This is a genomic window from Mesoterricola sediminis, from assembly GCF_030295425.1.
Classification (GTDB): domain Bacteria; phylum Acidobacteriota; class Holophagae; order Holophagales; family Holophagaceae; genus Mesoterricola; species Mesoterricola sediminis.
Genome location: NZ_AP027081.1, coordinates 1,768,990 through 1,789,884, shown reverse-complemented (window position 1 = coordinate 1,789,884; position 20,895 = coordinate 1,768,990). Strand labels below are relative to the sequence as shown.

Genomic DNA, 20,895 nt, shown 5'->3' with positions numbered 1-20,895 from the left:
CTCAGATCACGACGACCTTCAGGGTGTTGGTGGAGCCCTCCTTGTAGAGGGGCAGCCCCAGCGTGAACACGGCCTTGTCGCCGGGCTCGGCCCCGAAGGTCCCGGCCAGGGCCGTCTCCACGACGGCCAGGGCCTCGTCCGCGGTGTCGGAATGGCCCACAAGCAGGGCCTGCACCCCCCGCATGACGCCCATGCGCCGCGCGTTGCCCAGGTCCATGGTCACGCCCACCACGGGGATGTCCCCGGCGAGGCGGGACACCATCCGCGCGGCGCCCCCGCCTTCCGTGAAGACCACGATGAAGCGCGCGCCGATCTCGGCGGCGGTGCGGCAGGCCGCGAAGGCCACCGCGACGTCGGTGCGGTGGGAGACCCGGCCTCCCACGGCCTCCTCGGCCCGGCCGACGCGGGGCCGGTAGTGCTGGTCGGCGTCCTCGGCGATCCGGGCCAGCCACTCGATGGCGGCCACCGGATGGGCGCCGACGGCGCTCTCCGCGCTCAGCATCACGGCGTCGGTGCCGTCCCAGATGGCGTTGGCCACGTCGGAGGCCTCGGCCCGCGTCGGCTGGGCGTTCTCGATCATGCTCTCCAGCATCTGGGTCGCGGTGATGACCGGCTTGAGGGCCTTGCGCGCCGAGGCGATGATCCGCTTCTGGAGGTTCGGGACGCATTCCACGCCCAGCTCCACGCCCAGGTCCCCGCGGGCCACCATGACGCCCCACGAGGCATCCAGGATCTCGGGCAGGTGGTCCAGGGCGGCGGGGTGCTCGATCTTGGCGATGACGGGCTGCATGCCGCCCGCCTTGCGGATGAGCGACTGGAGGGCCCGCACGTCCTCGGGGCGCCGGACGAAGCTCTGGGCGAAGAAGTCGACGCCGTGCTCCACGCCCCAGCGGATGTCCACCAGGTCCTTGGGGGTGAGGGGATCGAAGGCCACGTCGAGGCCGATGGGGTGCACGCCCTTGCGGGGCTTCAGGGGCCCGCCGGTGACGACCCGCGCGCGGACGCGGCCGGGCGCCGCCACCGTGACGGCCAGTTCCAGGTTGCCGTCGTCCAGGAGCCAGCGCTGGCCGGCCCTCGCGCCCTCGAAGAGCTCGGGGTGGGGCAGCGGCACCGTCCAGGCGTCGCCCGCTCCGCCCTCGCCGCCGGGGGGAACGAAGACCCCCTCGGAGCCCTGGGCCAGGTCGAGGATGCCGTCGAAGGCGCCCACCCGCCACTTGGGTCCCTGCAGGTCCAGGAGGACGGGGATGCGGCGGCCGACCTGGAGCGAAACCGCCCGGACGCGCTTGAGGGCGTCGAGGCGGCCCTCCAGGTCGCCATGGCTCGCGTTGAGGCGCACCGCGTCCGCCGTGGCGAGGGCCGAGGCGAGCCGGTCCCCTTCCAGGAGCGCGGGTCCCATCGTGATCACAATCTTGGTTTTGCGCACGGCGACCTCCTGGCTCTCCACAAGTATTCCACAGGTTTTTCCGCAGCCCGGAACCCATGATCGCCGCAAATTCGTCTGTCCACGCGGCTTTCCCGGTGCTAATTTTTTGGGCTACCCGTTGGAGTCGGACCGATGCGCCAGATGCTGGAGGAACTGATCGCCGAACTCGTGCGCATGGAGATCCCTCTCGAGATCGCCAAGCGGGAGCTGGAGCGCGTCTACCTCGAGAAGGTGCTGGAGGCCCACGGGGGGAACCAGAGCGCGGCGGCCAGGGCCCTGGGCATGCACCGGAACACCCTCTCCAAGAAGCTTGAACACCCGATGGCTCCGTTGCGGTATCCTGCTGTCAACTGCTGAGCGGGAACCCGCGGCACGTGCCGCAGGCCGGTTTCCGGGCAGCGCGACACGCGGTCAGGAGGCCAGCATGACAAAGATCGGGATCAACGGATTCGGGCGCATCGGGCGGATGGTATTCCGCGCCGCCGTGGAGCACTTCCCCGACATGGAGATCGTCGGGATCAACGACCTGCTCGAGCCCGAATACCTCGCCTACATGCTCAAGTACGATTCCGTGCACGGGCGCTTCAACGGCGAGGTGAAGGTCGAGGGCACCACCCTCGTGGTGAACGGCAGGAAGATCCGCCTCACCGCCGAGAAGGACCCCGCGAACCTCAAGTGGAACGAGGTCGGCGCCGAGGTCGTGATCGAGTCCACCGGGCTCTTCCTCGACAAGGAGACCGCCAGCGCCCACCTGAAGGCCGGCGCCCGCAAGGTGATCCTCTCCGCCCCGTCCAAGGACGACACCCCCATGTTCGTCTACGGCGTCAACCACGAGAGCTACGCCGGCCAGGAGATCATCTCCAACGCCAGCTGCACCACGAACTGCCTCGCCCCCCTCGCCAAGGTCGTCAACGACGCCTTCGGCATCAAGCGCGGCCTCATGACCACCGTGCACGCCGCCACCGCCACCCAGAAGACGGTCGACGGCCCCTCCAAGAAGGACTGGCGCGGCGGCCGCGGCATCCTCGAGAACATCATCCCCAGCTCCACCGGCGCCGCCAAGGCCGTGGGCAAGGTGATCCCCGCCCTCAACAAGAAGCTCACCGGCATGGCCTTCCGCGTGCCCACCTCCGACGTCTCCGTGGTCGACCTGACCTGCGAGCTCGAGAAGCCCGCCTCCATGGAGGAGATCCGCGCCGCCCTGAAGGCCGCCGCCGAGGGCCCGCTGAAGGGCATCCTGGCCTACACCGACGAGAAGGTGGTCTCCACGGACTTCCGCGGCGAAAGCTGCACCTCCGTCTTCGACGCCGAGGCCAGCATCGTCCTCGACCCCACCTTCGTGAAGCTGGTGTCCTGGTACGACAACGAGTGGGGCTACTCCTGCAAGGTGCTGGAGATGGCCCGCGTCGTGGCCAAGTAGGACAAGACCGGACCGGAGGAAGAGCCGGCAGGTGACCCTGCCGGCTCTTTGCTTGGAGGAAGGGCATGCGCATCGCGATCAACGGGCTCGGCCGGGTGGGACGCCAGGTCCTAAGACAAGCGCTCGAGCGTCCCGACGTCGAGGTGGCCGCCCTCAACGACCTGGGCGACCCCGGGGTCCTGGCCCACCTGGCGAGGTACGACAGCGTGCATGGCCCCGCGGCCTTCCAGGCCGAGGGCCGGGATGGCGCCCTGGTGCTGGACGGCAGGCCCATCAAGCTGACGGCCGACCCTGAACCCGGCGCCTTCCGGAACGCGGGCGCCGAGGTGGTGCTGGAGTGCACCGGCCGCCACACGTCCCTGGCCGCCGCCTCCCGGCACCTGGGGGGAAGCGTCCGGCGGGTGCTCGTGTCCGCGCCCCTGGCCGGCAATGGCCCCGGGCTCCTGCCCGGCCTCGCGCCGGCGGCGCCCCCACCCCCGGTGGCCGGCGCGGGCTGCGCCTCCGCCCACGCCCTGGCCCTCCTGCTGGACGTCCTGCACGACCGCTTTGGCGTCGAGGCGGCCATGGCCACGGCCGTGGAGAGCTACGGCAACGACCAGCGCATCCTGGACCTGCCCCACGCCGATCCCCGCATGGCCCGGGCCGCCGCCATGAGCATGATCCCCGCCCCCACGGAGGCCGCGGCGTGCCTCGCCCAGGCCCGCCCCTGGACCCGGGACCGCCTCGAGGTCCTGGCGGTGCGGGTCCCCACGCCCGACGTCAGCATCGTGGACCTGGGCGTGCGGCTCGCCCGGGAGGCCACGCCCGACGCGGTCCTGGAGGCGTTCCGCGCCGCGGCCCGGCCCGGCCTCCTCGAGATCCTGGAGGCGCCCCTGGTCAGCGTCGACCTGCGCGGGCGCAGGGCGAGCTGCATCCTGGACCCCTACCTCACCCGCATCCTCTCCCCCCGCTTCGTGAAGGTGTTCGGGTGGTACGACAACGAGGCCGCCTACGCCGCGCGCCTCCTGGACCTGTGCGGGGAGGCCTCCCGATGATCGCCATCAACGGACTCGGACGCATCGGCCGCCTCGCCGCGAGGCGCCTCGCCCTGGCGCGGCCCAACCGCCTCTGCGCCCTGAACGATCCCGCGGACCTGGACACCGTCGTCCACCTCCTGCGCTTCGACTCCATCCACGGGGACGACCGGCCCCCGGTCCTGGGGACCCGCCGGGACGGCCAGGACTACCTGGTCATGGAGGGCCGGGAGTATCCCCTCTTCCACGAGACCGATCCCGCCGCCATCCCCTTCCCCGCCGGCGCCCGCGTCGTCGTCGAGGCCTCCGGCCGGTTCACGGCCCGGGCCGGCGCCGCCCGCCACCTGAAGGCGGGCGTGGAGCACGTCGTCATCTCCGCGCCCAGCCCGGACGCGGACCTCACGGTCATCCACCCCTTCAACGGCCACCTGCTGGACACCGCGCGCCACCGGGTGATCTCCAACGCCAGCTGCACGGCCCACGCCACGGCCCCCATGCTGGACGTGCTGGAACGGGCCTTCGGGATCGCGGAGGCCGGCATGAGCACCGTGCACGTGGCCACCAACGACCAGCGGCTCCTGGACCTGCCCCACAAGGACGTCCGGCGCGCCCGGGCCGCCTTCATGAGCATCATCCCCACCACGAGCAGCGCCTTCGGCGCCCTTCGCGCGGCCCTGCCGGGCCTGACCCCCGGCTTCGACGGGTGGGCCCTGCGCGTGCCCTGCCTGAACGTGAACCTGGTGGACATCACGGCGGTCCTGGACCGGGACGTGACGGCCGAGGAGGTCAACGCCGCCTTCCAGGACGCCGCGCGCAAGCGGCTCCACGGGATCCTGGCCGTGGCCGAGGACCGGCTCGTGAGCCGCGACTTCACGGGCCGGGAGGAGAGCGTCGTCATGGACCTGGACCTCACCCGGGTCGTCCAGGGCCGCATGGTCAAGGTCTTCGGCTGGCACGACAACGAGGTCGCCTACGCCGCCCGCCTCTGCGAGCTGGTCGGCCGGATCTGATCGCCCGGGTTCCGGGCCCCTTCCGGGATTACAATCGGGCCATCTCCCCGGAGCCCCTGATGCGGAAAGCCCTCTTCGGCCTCGTCCTCGCGACCTGCGCGGCCGCCCAGCCCGCCCCTGCGGTGCGCGCCGAGGTGGGGAAGGCCTACCCGGAGCTGGAGGCCCTCTATCAGGAGCTCCACCGCCACCCGGAACTCAGCTTCAAGGAGGCCCGCACCGCCGCCCGCATGGCGGAACTCCTGGCGGGCGCGGGCTTCCAGGTGGGCCGGGCCGGGGGCGGCGTCGTGGGCGTGCTCCGCAACGGCGGGGGCCCCACGGTCCTCCTGCGCACGGAACTGGACGCCCTGCCCGTGCAGGAGCTCTCCGGGGTGCCCTGGGCCAGCGAGGCCCCCGGCGTCATGCACGCCTGCGGCCACGACGTCCACATGGCGTCCTGGCTCGGCGCGGCCCGCGCCCTCGCGGCCCGGCGGGACCTGTGGCGGGGCACGGTGCTCATGGTCGCCCAGCCCGCCGAGGAGATCGGGGAGGGCGCCCAGGCCATGCTCAAGGACGGCCTCCTCACCCGGTTCCCGCGCCCTGATTTCGCCGTGGCCGTCCACGTCACCGCGGACCTTCCCGCCGGGAGCGTCGGCTACGCCTCCGGGTGGGCCATGGCGTCGGTGGATTCGGTGAACATCACCCTCTACGGCCGCGGCGGCCACGGCGCCAAGCCGGACCAGACGGTGGACCCCGTGGTCCTCGCCGCCCGGACCGTCCTGGCCCTCCAGACCGCCGTCTCCCGGGAGAAGGACCCCCGGGAGCCCGCCGTGCTCACCGTGGGCTCCATCCACGGCGGCACCAAGCACAACATCATCCCCGACGAGGTCCGCCTCCAGATCACCCTCCGCAGCTTCGACCCCAAGGTGCAGGCCGGCCTCATCGCCGCCATCCGCCGCATCGCCCGGGGCGAGGCCATCGCCAGCGGCGCCCCGCGGGAACCCCTGGTGGAGGTGGACGGCGACACCCTGCCGGCCGTCTGGAACGACCCGGCCCTCTGCGACCGCCTCGGCGCCGCCCTGGGCCGGGCGCTGGGCCCGGACAAGGTGGCCCGCCTCAAGCCCGACATGGTCTCCGAGGACTTCGGCGCCTTCGGCACCGCCGCGGGCATCCCCTCCGTCCTGCTGCGCCTGGGGGCCGCCGATCCGGGCCGGCTCCAGGCCGCCCAGGCCGCCGGCACCCCCCTGCCCAGCCTCCATTCTCCCCGCTTCGTGCCGGCCCTGGAGCCGACCCTCCGCACCGGGGCCCTCACCCTGGCCCTGGCGGCCCTGGAGGTCCTCGGGAAGCCCTGACCCCGGCGCAGGAGAGGTTCAACGGCCCTTGACAATGATACTGTGTGACGCACACTATGTAGCACATGATATGTGCCACATGGGGTCGTCCATGAACCCTGATCGCTTCGAGAACCTGCGGCTGGAACTCCGCCGGGGGAGCCTCATCCTCGCCGTCCTGGCGGAACTGCGGGTGGAGCGCTACGGCTACACCCTCCGCAAGGCCCTGGAAGACCACGGCCTGCCCATGGATGAAAGCACCCTCTACCCCCTCCTGCGGCGCCTGGAGGCCCAGGGGCTCCTCCAGAGCGAATGGCGGGAGGAGGACAAGCGCAACAAGCGCTACTACCGCCTCACCCCGGAGGGCCAGGACATGCTCGGCCAGCTCACCGCCGAATGGCGCGGCATCGGCCGCTCCCTGGACCAGATCCTTTAAGGAGTCCCCATGGACCTCATCGAACGCTACCTGCAGCAAGTGCGCTTCTGGTTGCCGGCGGACCAGGGGGACCTGGCGGCGGAACTGGCCGAGGACCTGAGGAGCCAGCGGGAGGCGGCGGAAGCCGGGCTGGGCCGGCCGCTCACCGAGGCCGAGACCGGGGACCTCCTGAAGCGCCTGGGCAGCCCCCTCCAGGTGGCCGGCCAGATCCTGCCCCAGCGCCCCTGGCTGGACCCGGCCCAGACCATGCTCTTCCGGTTCGTCCTCCGGGTCGTCCTCCTCTATGTGCTCGTCCCCGTCTTCGGCCTGATCGCCATTCCCGCCGCCCTCCTCTCGGCCCATCCCCTGTCCGGGGTGGCCTCCGCCCTCCAGGCCTTCGTGTCGGCCGAGATCTCCGCCCTGGGCTGCGTGACCCTGGTCTTCTGGGCCGTGGGCCGGGCCCAGGCGGCCCGGGAGGCCGGGGCGGGCTGGGATCCCCTGAAGCTCCCGCCCCTTCGCCGCCCCGGGAACCTGAAGCCCGTGTCCCGGGCCGAATCCGTGGCCGAGATCGTCTTCGGGCTCCTGTTCGTGGGCTGGTGGCTGGAGGCGGGCAGCGGGATCCCCGTGGCCGGGTCCTCCCACCTGGGCGCGCTCGCCCCCTCGGGGCCCCTGTGGGCGGACCTGCGCGGGCCCTGGTTCCTGCCCATCCTGGCCCTGGCCCTGGCCAACCTCTCCGTGGCCGCCCTCTGCCTGGCCCGCCCGCACCTGACCCGCCTGCGCCTGGCCTGGGGCGCCCTGTCCAGCGCCGCCCTCGCGGGCATCGCCGGCTCCGTCCTCGCCGGCCCGGGAACCCCCTGGGAGGCCCGGTTCCACCTGCTGGCCCGCCTCGGCCGGGGCCTTCCCGAAGGCCCGACCCTCGGGATCGTCTTCGACCAGGTGCTGGCCCTCATGCTGGCCTCGATGGTCCTGGGGGGCGCCCTCGGCGCCCTGGTCCAGGGGATCAAGTTCCTGCTGGCCCTGCGTCCCAATCCGGAAGCCCGCTGAGGCGGGCCAGCACGGCCCCGATGGCGGGGCCCGGCGCGTCCCCATGGGACCGGACCCGGGCCCGGCCCGGGGCCAGCACCTGCACCACGTGGACGGACGCCCCGCCAGGGAAGGCCGGGTGGATCGCCAGGGGGCGGGCCAGGGCGTCCAGGTCCAGGTCCTCCAGCCAGCGGTCGGGGAGGGGGTCCCGGCGGGCCCCGGGCACCAGGGCGCCCACCTCCCGCGCCTGCACGAGGATGAGGTGGGTCGCGTCGCCGGCGCGCACCCGCCAGGTGAGGAAGGGGGGCAGGCCGCCGAAGGTCACGCCCCCCCGCTCGAACCGGGGCCAGGCATCGCACCGGGCCAGGCCGGCCGCGTCGGCGGCCTCCAAGGCCAGGCGGAAGGGATCCGGGCTGCCAGGCGGGATCCAGGGTTCAAGGAAGATTCCTTTCATAGCCCGATTATAGGTAGGCTTATTCCCATGACATTGCCAACCTGTCCCCGGGTGGCCACCGGCCAGCAGATCGGCGTCGGCTGGACGCCGGCTTTGTCCGTCGTCAAAGCCCTGGCTGCCCTCGCCGAAGCCCGCCGCCTCGGCGGCGAGGCGGTCTACTGGATGGCCGACGAGGACCACGATCAGCTGGAGGTCGCCACGACGGTCGGCTTCGACGGGAACCGCCTCGTCCGCCACCGCTTCGCCTTCGCCGCCCCCCCGGGCACCGCCACCGGCTGGCTCGCCTGGACGTCCGAGCACCAGCGCCAGGCCGAGGCCCTCTGGGGGGAGGTGCCGGCCGCGGAGGACGACACCCTCGCCGGCCATGTGCGCGCCCTGGGCGCCCCCCTCTGGCGGCGCGGCCTCCGCCCCTTCTCCCCCACCCGCGCCGAGGCCCGGCCCGCCATCCAGGAGGAGCTGGCCCGGATCCGGGCCCTGGGCCTGGAACGCCTGCTGTACAAGCAGGCGGAACGCCTCCTGGCCGAGGGCCGGAGCCTGCCCCTGGACCCCCGCACCCAGGCCGCCTGGTTTTGCCTGGATCCCCGGACCGGCCGCCGGAGGCGGCTGGAGGCCGGCGAGACCTGCGACCGCGGCCACTGGCTGAGCCCCGGCGCGGCCCTGCGCCCCCTCATGCAGAGCCTGCTCATCCCGGGCCTGGAGGCCGTGGTCCTGGGCCCCGGGGAGCGCGCCTACTGGCAACTGACCGAACCCTGCTGGGACAAGGCGGACATCCGGCCCCCGCGCATCATCGCCCGCCCTTCCGTCTATGTGCTCCCCCGGGGGCTCCGCCTGCCGCCCTACCTGCTGGAACCCCTCCGGGAAGGCCGGTGGGAGGCCTTCTGGCGGGAGGGGGTCCCCCGCCCCACCGAGGCGCTGGGCCTGGCGCCCGACCCCGCCTGGAGCCCCCAGGTGGCCGAGCGCTTCACCCGGGAACTGGACCGCACACGCGCCCGTCTCGTTCGCCTGGACCGGCGCCTCGCGCGCGAAGCCGCCGCCCAGACCCTGGGCATGGATCCGGAGCACCTGCGCCAGCACCTCTTCCCCCTGGGCCACCCCCAGGAGCGGGTCCTGCCCGGCCTGCCCTGGCTGAGGCGGGAGGACCTCCTGGACCGTATGCTGTCGGCCCTGGAGGGGCGGAGCCCCCTCGTGCTGCTGGAGGAACCATGAGCGGTCTCGATCTCCTGGTGGTGGGCGCCCACCCCGACGACGCCGAGGTCCATGTGGGCGGGATCCTCGCCCTGGCCGCGGACCGGGGCCTGGAGGCCGGCATCCTGGACCTGACCCGGGGCGAGATGGGCACCCGCGGCGACGCCGCCACCCGCCACGCCGAGGCCATGGAGGCGGCCCGGATCCTGGGGGTGGCGCGCCGGATCCTGGACCTGCCCGACGCGCGCTTCGACGAGAGCGAGGCCAGCCGCGCCCAGGTCGCGGTCCAGCTGCGGGAGCTCCGGCCCGCCGTGGTCGTCCTCCCCGATCCCGAGGACCGGCACCCCGATCACCGCCGGGCCCACCGGCTCGTCCGGGAAGCCGCCTATTATGCGGGCCTGCGGAACCTGCCCATCCCCGGCGAGCCCTGGCGGCCCCAGGCCGTGGCGTGGGTGGGCGGCGAGAACCCTGGCCGCCCGGACCTCCTGGTGGACGTGTCCGCCGTCTGGGCCCGCCGGATGGCGGCCTTCGACGCCTTCGGAAGCCAGTTCCAGGCCGACCCCGCCCAGCCTCCGACGCGCATCTCCGACCCCGCCTTCCGGCGCGGCGTCGAGGGCCGGGCCATGCACTGGGGCTCCCTGATCCGCGTCCCCTGGGCGGAGGCCCTCTGGACGGAACGGCCCGTGCCCCCCGCCCTCGCGGCCCTGCTGGGCCGGCTCGCTTGAATCGCGCCGAGGCGCGCTGGCTGGACCAGGTCCTCCGGCGGGACGACGGGATCCGGGACTGCCGGGTCCTGGTGGCCTGCTCCGGAGGCGGCGATTCCCTGGCGCTCCTGGCCTTCCTGTGGGCGGTCCGGAAGAGCCTCGGCCTCGAGCTCGCCGTGGCCCACGCCCACCACGGGCTCCGGCCCGAGGCGGACGCGGAGGCCGACCTGGTCCGCCGGGTCTGCCGCAACGCGGACCTGGACCTGGCCGAGGCCCGGTTCGACGTGCGGGCCCACGCGGCCGCCACCGGCCAGGGGCTGGAGACCGCGGCGCGGGAGCTCCGCTGGTCCTGGCTCCGGGCCGAGGCCGCGTCCTCGGGGGCCGCGGCCGTCGCCACGGGCCACACCCTGGACGACCACACCGAGACCGTGCTGCTCCGCCTCGCCCGGGGCGGCGGCTCGGGCTGCCTCACCCCCCTCGCGGCCCGGCAAGGCCTCCGCTGGAGCCCCCTGGTGGAGGCGCGCCGGGAGGACCTGCGCGCCTACCTGCGGCGGCGGGGCCTCGCATGGGCGGAGGACGCCAGCAACGCCGAGCCCTTCACCCCCCGCAACCGCTGGCGGGCCCTCCTGGGGCCCCTCCGGGCGGAGGCCCCCGCCCTGGACGCCCACCTCTGGGAGACCCACCTCCAGGTGGCGGAACTGGCCGCCTTCCGGGACCGCCAGGTGGCCGCCTGGCGGGGGACCCGGTGGGACGCCCTGGGGGGGGAGGTGCGCCTCGCCCCCGTCTGGACCGAACCCGACCTCCGCTTCGCCCTCGAGGCGGCCTTCCGGGAGCTGGACTGGCCCCGGGAGGCGGACCTGCTCCGCGCCCTGGCCGCTTGGCTCCGGCCCCGGCTCATGCGCCGGTCCCGCCGGCCGGGGGCCTGGGGGGGCTTCCGGCTGGAGCCCCTGGCCGGGCCGCCGCCGGACCCCCTGTCCTGGCGTCTGCAACATCCCTGAGAACTTCTGCCGGCCGAGCGGCATCCAAAGAGCAGGTTCCGCCGGGCCGGACGCGCTAGACTGTAGCCTGGCGGGGCTACCCCCCTGGAGGCACCTTGAATTCCATGATGAAGAGCGCGCTGGTCTGGATCGGCATCATCGCCCTGGTCCTGCTGGCGCTCAAGCAGATCCCCACCAACAGCCGCGTGAACGAGATCCCCTTCTCCACGTTCTACGCCGAGGGGGTGGAGGGCAAATACAGCAGCGTCACCCTCACCGGCGTCGACATCGAGGGCACGTACAAGAACCCGGTCAAGACCCCCCGGGGCGAGACCATCAGCAAGTTCAAGACCGTGGCGCCGCCCATGCAGGACCTGGGCAAGGCGATCCTGGCCTGGAAGCAGGAGGGGCAGCTGGACGAGTTCAAGGCGGCCAAGCCGAGCGAGAACAACTTCATGTACATGCTCGTCTTCTGGGGCCCCCTGCTCGTCTTTGTGGTCCTCTGGTTCGTCTTCATGCGCCAGGCCCAGATGGGCGGCAACAAGGCCCTCTCCTTCGGCAAGGCCCGGGCCCGCGGCCTGTCCACCTCGGCCCGCAGGGTGACCTTCGCCGACGTGGCCGGGTGCGACGAGGCCAAGGAGGAACTGCAGGAGATCGTCGAGTTCCTGAAGGATCCCGCCAAGTTCGTGAAGCTGGGCGGCAAGATCCCCAAGGGCGTCCTCCTCATGGGCCCTCCGGGGACCGGCAAGACCCTCCTGGCCCGCGCCATCTCCGGCGAGGCCAAGGTCCAGTTCTTCTCCATCTCGGGCTCCGACTTCGTCGAGATGTTCGTGGGCGTCGGCGCGAGCCGCGTGCGCGACCTCTTCGAGCAGGGCAAGAAGAACGCCCCCTGCATCATCTTCATCGATGAGATCGACGCCGTGGGCCGCCACCGGGGCGCCGGGCTCGGCGGGGGCCACGACGAGCGCGAGCAGACCCTGAACCAGCTCCTGGTCGAGATGGACGGCTTCGAGGGCAACGAGGGGGTCATCCTCATCGCGGCCACCAACCGGCCGGACGTCCTCGACCCCGCCCTCCTCCGCCCCGGCCGCTTCGACCGGCGGGTGGTGGTGGACCGGCCCGACCTCAAGGGCCGCTTCGAGATCCTCAAGGTCCACACCGCCGACAAGATCCCCCTCAGCCCCGACGTGGACCTGGAGGTGATCGCCCGCGGCACCCCCGGCTTCGCCGGCGCCGACCTGGCCAACCTCTGCAACGAGGCCGCCCTCTACGCCGCCCGCACCAACAAGAAGTGGGTCGAAATGATCGACTTCGAGCAGGCCAAGGACAAGGTGTTCATGGGCACCGAGCGCAAGAGCATGGTCATGAGCGACGAGGACAAGCGGGACACCGCCTACCACGAGGCGGGCCACGCGGTCGTCGCCGCCTCCATCCCCGGCGCGGACCCCGTCCACAAGGTCACCATCATCCCCCGCGGGCGGGCCCTGGGCGTCACCTGGCAGCTGCCCGAGCGCGACCGCTACGCCTCCACCCGGGAGCGCATGGAGGGCGAGATCGCCATCCTCATGGGCGGCCGGGTCGCCGAGGAGACCTTCTTCGAGCGCCTGTCCACCGGCGCGGCCAACGACATCGAGCGCGCCACCCAGATCGCCCGCCGCATGGTGTGCGACTACGGCATGAGCGAGAAGCTGGGCCCCCTCAGCTTCGGCCAGGGCGAGCACGAGATCTTCCTGGGCCGCGACTTCAGCCAGCGGCGCGACTTCTCCGAGGAGACCGCGCGCCTCATCGACGCCGAGGTCCACGCCATCGTCATGCGCAACTTCGAGCGGGCCAGGACCATCATCCGCGAGAAGCGCGGGATCCTGGAGAACCTGGCCCTGGCCCTGCTGGCCCGGGAGACCCTGGACGCCGGCGACGTGGTGCGCCTCATGAACGGGGAGGCCCTCCCCCCCAAGCCCGCCACCGGATCGTCCAAGCCCATGGACAACCCGCCTGACCCGGGCGGCCTGAAGCCCGCCCTGAGCCCCGCTTGACCCCGGGGACCTGGCTGACGGGGGCCGGCCGGATCGATCTGGCCGGCCCCTTTCCCATGGGGATCCTCAACGTGACCCCCGACTCCTTCAGCGACGGGGGGCGTTTCCAGGATCCCGGGGCCGCCCTGGCCCAGGCCCGGAGCCTGGCGGACCAGGGCGCGCGCATGCTGGACGTGGGCGCGGAGAGCACCCGCCCCGGGGCGCGGCCCGTGGGCCCCGCCGAGGAGTGGGCCCGCCTCGAGCCGGTCCTGGCCCTGCTCCGGACGCACCTGCCGGAGCTCCCGGTCAGCCTCGACACCCGCCATCCGGAGGTGGCGGCCCGGGGCCTGCGGGCCGGCGTGGCCGTCATCAACGACGTGACGGGCTTCCGGGATCCGGCCCTCCTGCACGTGGCCGTCAACGGGGGCTGCGGCCTCATCGCCATGCGCAGCCGCCTGGAGGGGGACGCGCTCGTCATGCCCCCCTACGGCGGCGGGGAGCACCGGGACGCCGCCGCGGCCATCGCCGAGCTGGTCGAGGTCCGGGACCGGGTCCTCGCGGCCGGCGTGGCCCCGGACCGGATCCTCCTGGACCCGGGCTTCGGCTTCGGCACCACCTTCCTGGAGGACCTGGCGCTCTGGAACGCCCTCCCGCAGCTGCCGGAGGCCCTGGACTGGCCCGCCGCGGGCTTCTGCATCGGCATCTCCCGCAAGCGCTTCCTGTCCTGGAAGGCCGGGGTCCCGGCCATGCCGGTCCTGGAGCGGGATCCGCTGGCGGCGCGGCTCCACCGCGAGGCCGAGGGCCTGGGCTACCGGGTCTTCCGCACCCACGCGGTGACCGTGCCCCGCATCCGCCCGGCCCTGCCGGAGGACGCCCCCGCCCTCGCCCACGTGCAGGTGGCCTCGTGGCGCGCCACGTACCGCGGCATCCTCCCCAACCCGATCCTGGAGGCCCTTTCCGAGCCGGGCCGCGAGGCCGCGTTCCTGGAAGCCATGGCCTCCGCCCCTCCCGCCCACCGGTTCTGGGTCCTGGAGGCCCGCGGCGCCGTCCAGGGCTTCGCCGTGGCGGGCCCCTGCCGGGAGCCCGGCGTCGACCCCGCGCGCCTGGGGGAGGTCCACGCCATCTACCTGCTGCCCGAGGCCTGGGGCCAGGGCCTGGGCAAGGCCCTCCTCGACCGGGCCACGGAGGCCCTCCGGGCGGACGGGTTCCGGGAGGCCGCCCTGTGGGTCCTGGAGCGCAACGGCCATGCCCGCAGGTTTTATGAAGTGAACGGCTGGCGCCCCTGGGGGCAGCCCCGCAACGCGTGGATGGACGGGATCGCCCTGCGCGAGGTAGCCTACCGCCTCGCCCTGGAACCGCCGCTCCCTGAGTTGTAGAATCCAAGGAAGTCGCCTGACCTGGACAAGGATTGCCATGCCCCTGAACTATTTCGGAACCGACGGTGTCCGTGGTCTCGCCTACGAGAGCCCCCTCACCCTGGACGAGGCGGCCCGCTGGGGCGCCGCGTGGGCCCGGGTGGCCCAGGAACGGGGCATCGAGGAGATGGTGCTGGGCTGGGATTCGCGGCTCAGCTCCCGGCCCCTGGCCGAGGCCTTCGTCTCGGGCATGGGGGACGCCCTCCGGGCCTGCGTCCTCGGCCTCGTGCCCACGCCCGCGGTGGCGTACGCCGCCCTCGCCCGGGACCGGGCCTGGGGCCTGATGATCTCCGCCAGCCACAACCCCCCCGAGGACAACGGCATCAAGGGCTTCGACGGCAAGGGCGAGAAGCTCTCGGAGGAGGACGAGGAGGCCGTGGAGGAGGCCTTCGACGCCCTGCCCCCGATGCAGGCCGCCGAGATCCCCCTGCACCTCGAGACCGCCCTCCCCCTGGCCTACATCCGCCACCTGGAGCCCCTGGAACTGCCCGAGGGGTTCCGCGTCGTCGTCGACTGCGCCCACGGCGCCACGGCCCCCTGGGCCCCCCGGGTGATCCTGGGCGGCGACGTGCGCTGGATCGGCGTCCCCGAGGACGGCGCGCGCATCAACGTCGGCGTGGGCTCGACCCACCTGGACGCCCTGGCCGCCGAGGTGCGCGCCGCCGGCGCCGCCCTCGGGATCGCCTTCGACGGCGACGGGGACCGCTGCCTCATGGTCGACGCCCAGGGCGAGGTCGTGGACGGCGACCAGCTGCTGTGGCTCCTGGCCCGGGACCTGCACGCCCAGGGCCGCCCCCCCCAGGGCGTCGTCGGGACCGTGATGACCAACGCGGGCCTCGAGGCGGCCCTGCAGGGCCTGTCCATCCCCTTCGTGCGCACCCCGGTGGGCGACAAGTTCATGCTCCGGGAACTCGGCCGTCGCGGCTGGGACCTGGCCGCGGAGGCCTCCGGGCACCTGATCCAGAAGCACGTGGGCCCCTCCGGCGACGGCCTCGCCACGGCCCTGGCGGTCCTGCGGGCCCTTCTCCGCCGCCCCGCCGCCGACCGCTGGTCCTGGCGGTTCGAGCCCTGGCCCCTCCGCCTCGTGAACATCGTCGCCCGGGACCGCCGGCCCGTGGAGGACTGCCCGGCCCTCCAGGAGGCCATGGCCGCGCTGGAGGCGGCCCACGGCGCGGACCTGCGCCTCGTCGTAAGGTGGTCGGGCACCGAGCCCAAGCTCCGCCTCATGGTGGAAGCCCGCACCCAGGCCCTCATGGAATCCGCCATCGCGGACCTCGAGGCCGCCGCCCGGGCCGACCTCGCGGGGATCGCGGACTCTGCTAGGCTTTAGGAAGTCCCACCCCCTGTCCCGGAGTCGGAAGTGGCCGTACGCCTTGGTGTCAACATCGATCATGTCGCGACCATCCGCCAGGCGCGGGCCGGGCGCGAGCCCGAACCTGTCGCCGCGGCCCTGCTGGCGCAGAGCGCGGGCGCCCACGGCATCACCGTGCACCTGCGCGCCGACCGGCGCCACATCCAGGAGCGGGACGTGAGGATCCTCCGCGAGGTGCTGGCGGTGCCCCTCAACGTGGAGTGCGCGGCCACCGCCGAGGCCATGGAGGCCGTCATCCCCATCAAGCCCGCGTGGGTCACCCTCGTCCCCGAGACCCGGGAGGAGCTGACCACCCAGGGGGGCCTGGATGCCCTCTTCCTCCACGCGCACCTGCGCTCCATCATCCGGGAGCTCCACGCCTCCGAGATCCGGGTGAGCCTCTTCATCGACCCCGTCCAGGAGCAGGTGAAGATGGCCGCCAAGCTCGAGGCCGAGGCCGTCGAATTCAACACCGGCATCTACGCCGACATCACGCCGGGCGCGGATCCCGCCCCCGAGCTGGCCCGCCTGCGGGAGGCCAGCCGCCTCGCCGCGAAGCTGGGCCTGAAGGTCCTCGCCGGCCACGGCCTCAGCCTCCAGAACGTGGGCCCCGTGGCCGCGATCCCCGAGGTCGAGGAGCTCAACATCGGCCACGCCATCATCGGCAGGGCCATCCTCGTGGGTCTGGACAGGGCCGTGCGGGAGATGGTCGAGGCCGTCAACGAAGGCGGGCTGTGACCGCGCCGCGCCGCGCCGGAGGCCCGGGAGGCCCGCGATGAGCACCCTCCGCGGCAGCCTGCAGAGCATTTCCCTGATGGACGTCGTGCAGCTCCTCGGCGCCAACCGCAAGACCGGGAAGCTGCTGGTCACCCAGGGCGCGGCCACGGGCACCCTCTACGTGCTGAACGGCGACGTCGTCCACGCCGAATCCCCCGAGGCCCGCGGCGAGTCCGCCGCCTTCGAGATCCTGGAGTGGGACCGGGGCGAGTTCGAGTTCGTGAGCACCAAGTTCAAGGCGCCGAACACCATCCACCGCAGCGTGCCCGACCTGCTCATGGAGGCGGCCCGCACCTCGGATTCCCGCCGGCACCTCCGGGCGATCTTCCCGAGCCTGAACGTCGTGCCCTGGCCCACCCTCCAGGAGCCCCGGCTCACCGAGGGCCTGCGGATCTTCCAGGAGGACCGGCGCTGCCTCCCCTTCCTGGACGGCTACCGCACCTTCCAGGAGGTCATCGCCGTCTCCGAGCAGAGCGAGGTGAGCGTGCTCCAGGCCTGCGCCCAGCTCAAGCAGGCGGGACGCCTCAAGCTCCTCGAGCCCGACGCGGCCCTGCGGGCGACGGCCCTCAAGGGCGGCATCTTCCGCAGGTCCGATCATGTGGAACTGGCCGCCTCCCACGAGGCCCGGTGGAAGACCCTGGGGCCCTACGGCGCCATCGCCCGGGTCCGCATCCTCTGGCCCGAGGGGCCGGCGGTGGAGCAGGTGCGCTTCGTCCGGGACATGGACGATCGCAGCATTGGCATTCCAAAAGAACTTATGCAATTGTGGGGTCTGCCCGAACGAATGGACGTAACGGTCCGGCCCGCCCCCTGAAACCGGCCACCCGAGGGACCCTCCCATGGACAACCAGGAAGCTCTCAACGCCCCCGAACCCGCCCCCGAACCCGCCCCCGAGCCCCCTGCCGAGCCCATCGTCGAGCCGGCGGAGGACATCCAGCCCGAAGGGCTGCTGAAGGAATTCCGCGCCCGCAACGAGGCCCTGGACACCCGCCTCAACACCCTCCTCGACCTGGTCCAGACCATCCGGAGCGAGATCCGCCTGGAGAGCCAGACCGAGCTCCAGCGCCTGGCCAAGGCCGCGGAGGACATGGCCAACGGCAAGATCTTCCAGCAGATCGACATCCAGGCCAAGGGCGAGCTCGGGGCCCTGGTGCAGAGCATCAATTCCACCCTGCTCAACCTCCAGCAGCTGGACAGCTCGGTGAAGCACCAGAGCACCCAGGTGCCCGAACTCGCCGCCCAGCTCGACGCCATCACCGCCGACACGGAGCGGGCCACCCAGACCGTCATGAACCGCCTCGACGTGCTCATGGCCGCCAGCGACGAGGCCCAGGCCACCATCAAGGCGTCCGTGAAGGTCCTCCAGGCCGTCCAGGCCTCCCAGGCCGCCTTCCACGCCCAGATGGACGGCTTCATGCAGAAGGCCTCCCAGGGCGCCGATCCGGCCCAGCTGGCCCAGGAGATCCTGGAGTTCGTCTTCGAGCACCAGATGAAGACCCCGCCGCCCGCCGGGGACCTGGACGCCTGCCTCCAGCCCCTCGCCACCATTTCCGACGAGGCCTTCGAGATCCTGAACACCCTTCAATTCCAGGACATCACCCGCCAGAAGGTCGAGAAGGTCGTCCTGCTCCTCAAGCAGTTCAAGGAGGGCCTCGGCCGCCTGCTCGCGATCTTCAACATCCAGGGCTTCGAGGGCCAGGTCTCCCCCGAGGGCATCTTCGAGCGCCGCAGCACCGCCACCCAGGAGCGCATCTTCGAGACGACCCTGGAGGCCGACGACAAGAAGGAAAGCGTCGACGACATCATCGCCCAGTTCAAGAAGAACCAGGGCTGAGGCTCCCCGCCAGGAAGCCGGTGCTGAAGGCCGCCTGGAGGTTGTAGCCCCCCACGGGGCCGTCGATGTCCAGCAGCTCCCCGCATACCCGCAGGTTCTCCCACCCACGCACGGCCAGGGTGGCGGGATCCACCGCGGCGAGGCGCACGCCCCCGGCCGCCACCTCCCCCTTGGCCAGGTCCACGGGGCCGGGCGCGCCCAGGGGGAAGGCCGTCACCAGACCCGCCAGGGCCCGCCGCCCGGCCCGGGGCAGGTCCTTGAGGCGCTGGTCCGCCGGTAGGCCGGCCAGGGCCGGGTCGGCGAGCCGCTCGGGCAGGTGGCGCCCCAGCCAGGTGCGCACGCCCAGATGGGGGTTGGCCGTCTGGAGCCCCAGGAGCTCGGCCTCCACGGCCTCCGCGGAGGACGCCGTCAGCGCGACGTCCAGCCAGGCTCCGCCCGCCCTGCGGGCGGCCTCCGTCTCCCGGCTCAGTTCCAGGGCGGCGGGTCCGGAGACCCCGGTGCGGGTGAAGAGGAGGTCCCCGGTGAACCGGGCCAGGGGCCGCTGCCCCGCCGCCGGACGCAGGCTGAGCACCCCTCCGCGCAGGGCCACCCCTTCCCAGGCGGGCCGGGGTTCGCGCAGGGGGATGGGCGCCAGGGCCGGCGCCCAGGGGGCGACGGGCACGCCGAGGCCCGCCAGGAGGCCGGCCATCTCGCCCCGGGTGCCGGTCTGGGGGTAGCTGGCCCCGCCCGTGGCCAGGATGAAAACATCGGCGACCAGGCGCGCCCCGCCCTCCAGCACCAGGGCGCGCAGCCGCGGCGGCGTCCCGTCCAGGCCCTGGACCCGGCAGCCGGTGCGGATCCGGACCCCCGCCGCGCGGGCCAGCCGCTCCAGGGCGTCCGCCACCCGGTGGGCCGAACCCGGCCCGTCCACGGGAAAGACCCGTCCGTTCTCCCGGGCCTCGGTGCGGATGCCCTCCGCGGCCAGAAGCTCCAGCAACCGGGTGCCGGGGAAGGCGTGCAGGGCCGGCCGCAGGAAGCGGGCCTGGGCCTTGGGAAAGGCGGCCAGCACCTCGGCGGGGCCGCCGGCGTGGGTCACGTTGCACCGGCCGCCGCCGCTGATGCGCACCTTGATCCCCAGGCGGGGGTTCGCCTCCAGGAGCGTGACCGCATGGCCCAGGCCCGCCGCGCGCCAGGCGGCGATCAGACCCGCGGCGCCGCCCCCGGCGACGAGGACGTTCAGGGGGCCTCCGGGCCGGCGGCGGCCTCGCGCAGCCGCTGGGCCAGGGTCCGGAGCGTCATCCCCGGCGAGACCCCGGGCGCGACGGTCAGGCCCGCCAGGACCCCATCGAAGCCGGCCCGCCGGGCCTCCTGGATGCGGGCCTCCAGGCCTGGGGCGTCCGTGCCCGGCAGGAGCAGCACGAAGGTCCGGTCCGCGACCCGGCAGAGGGCCTCGCCGGCGTGCAGGACGCCGTTCAGGGTGCGGGCCGCGCGCAGGACCAGGGCCTTCGCCTCCAGCCATCCGGTCACTCGCTGGTAAGAGCCGGCGCCCAGCAGGGCCAGCGTGGCGCCGGCCGCGCCGGGCCGGGCCTGGGCCAGGCCCAGGTGGGCCTCCAGGAAGGCCTCGGAGTAGGCGCCCGTGGCGGGGTCCGCCAGGAGGTCCCGCCCCGCCCCGATGCGGTCGGCGCTGCGGCCCTGGAGGAGCCGCCCCTCGCGGAGGAGCACCTCGGCGCGGATGCGCAGTTCGGCGCCGGGGGCGGGCACCACCAGGTAGTCCACGGGGCCCGCCTCCGGGGCCACCTGCTTGCGGTCCATGGCCTCCCGGGTGCAGAGCAGGAGCACGGGCAAGTCCCGGCTCTTCACAAAGGTGCGGAGGTGGCCCAGGAAGGCGCCGGCGGCCCCGTCGTCCAGCTGGTGATCCAGCACCAGGAGGTCGGGGAGGCCCTGGGCGAGGAGCTCCAGGCAGCCCCGCAGGTCCGGCGCCCACAGCACGTCATGGCCCTGGGCCCGCAACTCGTCCACCACCCACTCCCGCAGGTCCACGGCGGAGCCGGCGACGAGGAGCCGGGCCCGGGGCTGGGGTTCCCAGCGCCAGCCCGGGTGCAGGCCCTGCGCCGCCCGGAGTTCCTCCTGGAGGCTCTGGATGAGCAGGTGGCTCCGGAGGCGGCTGCGCAGCTCCACGATGTTCACGGGCTTGTTCAGGAAGTCGTCCGCCCCCGCCTCGAAGCTGCGGTCCTTGGCCTCCTGGCCCAGGGCGGTGAGGTGGATCACCGGGATGTCCCGGGTGGCCGGCGCGTCCTTGAGGCGCCGGCAGACCTCGAACCCGTCCAGGCCGGGCATCAGGATGTCCAGCAGGACCAGGTCCGGCCGGTCCTCGGCGACCCGGGCCAGGGCCTCCGCCCCGTCCGCCGCGAAGACCAGGCGGCAGCCCATGCCGGCCAGTTGGGCCTCCAGGTAGCGCCGCACCACCGCGTCGTCGTCGACGACGAGGATCGTGCGCAGGGGAACATTCCCCCGGGAGGCGCCCATGGATTCCATGGCACCATGATAGTGGACTTTGAAAACCCGGAGCGCGGACATGAAAAAGGAATCACCCCT

Annotated in this window: 20 protein-coding genes; 16 read left to right on the top strand and 4 right to left on the bottom strand. The window is 73.2% G+C overall.

Annotated elements, in window-relative coordinates; translation table 11 throughout:
- Position 1: 1 nt before the first annotated feature.
- Positions 2-1,423, bottom strand: a complete 1,422-nt coding sequence (pyk, locus tag R2J75_RS07970) for a pyruvate kinase (protein ID WP_316411459.1) — start codon at positions 1,421-1,423, stop codon at positions 2-4.
- Positions 1,424-1,555: 132 nt separating this feature from the next.
- Here pyk and R2J75_RS07965 point away from each other — a divergent pair, with 132 nt between their 5' ends.
- From R2J75_RS07965 to R2J75_RS07935, 7 genes are all read left to right on the top strand, one after another.
- A complete protein-coding gene (locus R2J75_RS07965; protein WP_243334706.1) occupies positions 1,556-1,780 on the top strand; it encodes a helix-turn-helix domain-containing protein in 225 nt (74 codons plus the stop codon).
- A 67-nt stretch (positions 1,781-1,847) separates the two neighbouring features.
- Positions 1,848-2,843: a type I glyceraldehyde-3-phosphate dehydrogenase gene (gap, locus tag R2J75_RS07960; protein WP_243334705.1), complete on the top strand. Its 996-nt coding sequence runs from the start codon at positions 1,848-1,850 to the stop codon at positions 2,841-2,843.
- A 65-nt stretch (positions 2,844-2,908) separates the two neighbouring features.
- Positions 2,909-3,877, top strand: a complete 969-nt coding sequence (locus R2J75_RS07955) for a type I glyceraldehyde-3-phosphate dehydrogenase (RefSeq protein ID WP_316411458.1) — start codon at positions 2,909-2,911, stop codon at positions 3,875-3,877.
- The gene (locus R2J75_RS07950; RefSeq protein WP_316411457.1) at positions 3,874-4,866 is read left to right on the top strand and encodes a type I glyceraldehyde-3-phosphate dehydrogenase; all 993 of its coding nucleotides are present in this window, start codon (positions 3,874-3,876) and stop codon (positions 4,864-4,866) included. Before R2J75_RS07955 ends, R2J75_RS07950 begins: the two co-directional genes overlap by 4 nt.
- Positions 4,867-4,925: 59 nt before the next feature.
- Positions 4,926-6,194, top strand: coding sequence for an amidohydrolase (locus R2J75_RS07945; RefSeq protein ID WP_316411456.1), 1,269 nt, complete (start codon positions 4,926-4,928; stop codon positions 6,192-6,194).
- Positions 6,195-6,285: 91 nt separating this feature from the next.
- Entirely contained in the window at positions 6,286-6,609 is a 324-nt protein-coding gene (locus R2J75_RS07940) for a PadR family transcriptional regulator (RefSeq protein ID WP_243334701.1), read from the top strand.
- 9 nt (positions 6,610-6,618) lie between these two features.
- Entirely contained in the window at positions 6,619-7,632 is a 1,014-nt protein-coding gene (locus R2J75_RS07935; protein WP_243334700.1) for a hypothetical protein, read from the top strand.
- On the opposite strand, the gene R2J75_RS07930 is transcribed toward R2J75_RS07935, so the two are convergent.
- Positions 7,589-8,065 carry a diaminopimelate epimerase gene (locus tag R2J75_RS07930; protein ID WP_279341954.1) on the bottom strand — a complete coding sequence of 159 codons (477 nt, stop codon included), beginning with the start codon at positions 8,063-8,065 and terminating at the stop codon, positions 7,589-7,591. The genes R2J75_RS07935 and R2J75_RS07930 overlap by 44 nt on opposite strands.
- A 27-nt stretch (positions 8,066-8,092) precedes the next feature.
- Here R2J75_RS07930 and bshC point away from each other — a divergent pair, with 27 nt between their 5' ends.
- The 9 genes from bshC (at position 8,093) to R2J75_RS07885 (ending at position 18,321) form a co-directional block, all read left to right on the top strand.
- Positions 8,093-9,271, top strand: coding sequence for a bacillithiol biosynthesis protein BshC (gene bshC, locus R2J75_RS07925; protein ID WP_316411455.1), 1,179 nt, complete (start codon positions 8,093-8,095; stop codon positions 9,269-9,271).
- Positions 9,268-9,975, top strand: coding sequence for a bacillithiol biosynthesis deacetylase BshB1 (gene bshB1 / locus R2J75_RS07920; protein WP_316411454.1), 708 nt, complete (start codon positions 9,268-9,270; stop codon positions 9,973-9,975). Before bshC ends, bshB1 begins: the two co-directional genes overlap by 4 nt.
- Positions 9,972-10,952 (top strand): tRNA lysidine(34) synthetase TilS, encoded by a 981-nt coding sequence (gene tilS, locus R2J75_RS07915; RefSeq protein ID WP_243334698.1) that lies wholly within the window; start codon positions 9,972-9,974, stop codon positions 10,950-10,952. The genes bshB1 and tilS overlap by 4 nt, the downstream gene beginning before the upstream one ends.
- Before the next feature lie 95 nt (positions 10,953-11,047).
- Positions 11,048-12,964: an ATP-dependent zinc metalloprotease FtsH gene (gene ftsH / locus R2J75_RS07910; RefSeq protein ID WP_394365891.1), complete on the top strand. Its 1,917-nt coding sequence runs from the start codon at positions 11,048-11,050 to the stop codon at positions 12,962-12,964.
- Positions 12,961-14,319, top strand: a complete 1,359-nt coding sequence (folP, locus tag R2J75_RS07905; protein WP_243346358.1) for a dihydropteroate synthase — start codon at positions 12,961-12,963, stop codon at positions 14,317-14,319. Before ftsH ends, folP begins: the two co-directional genes overlap by 4 nt.
- Positions 14,320-14,356: 37 nt before the next feature.
- A complete protein-coding gene (gene glmM / locus R2J75_RS07900; RefSeq protein ID WP_243334694.1) occupies positions 14,357-15,688 on the top strand; it encodes a phosphohexomutase domain-containing protein in 1,332 nt (443 codons plus the stop codon).
- 30 nt (positions 15,689-15,718) lie between these two features.
- Positions 15,719-16,447: a pyridoxine 5'-phosphate synthase gene (locus tag R2J75_RS07895; RefSeq protein ID WP_243334693.1), complete on the top strand. Its 729-nt coding sequence runs from the start codon at positions 15,719-15,721 to the stop codon at positions 16,445-16,447.
- 37 nt (positions 16,448-16,484) lie between these two features.
- Entirely contained in the window at positions 16,485-17,300 is an 816-nt protein-coding gene (locus tag R2J75_RS07890; RefSeq protein WP_243346359.1) for a DUF4388 domain-containing protein, read from the top strand.
- A 25-nt stretch (positions 17,301-17,325) separates the two neighbouring features.
- The gene (locus R2J75_RS07885) at positions 17,326-18,321 is read left to right on the top strand and encodes a HAMP domain-containing protein (protein ID WP_316411453.1); all 996 of its coding nucleotides are present in this window, start codon (positions 17,326-17,328) and stop codon (positions 18,319-18,321) included.
- Here the strand turns inward: R2J75_RS07885 and R2J75_RS07880 are convergent.
- Positions 18,302-19,540, bottom strand: coding sequence for a BaiN/RdsA family NAD(P)/FAD-dependent oxidoreductase (locus R2J75_RS07880; protein ID WP_243346362.1), 1,239 nt, complete (start codon positions 19,538-19,540; stop codon positions 18,302-18,304). The two genes, R2J75_RS07885 and R2J75_RS07880, sit on opposite strands and share 20 nt — an antisense overlap.
- Entirely contained in the window at positions 19,537-20,835 is a 1,299-nt protein-coding gene (locus R2J75_RS07875) for a response regulator (RefSeq protein WP_316411452.1), read from the bottom strand. The genes R2J75_RS07880 and R2J75_RS07875 overlap by 4 nt, the downstream gene beginning before the upstream one ends.
- Positions 20,836-20,895 lie beyond the last annotated feature (60 nt).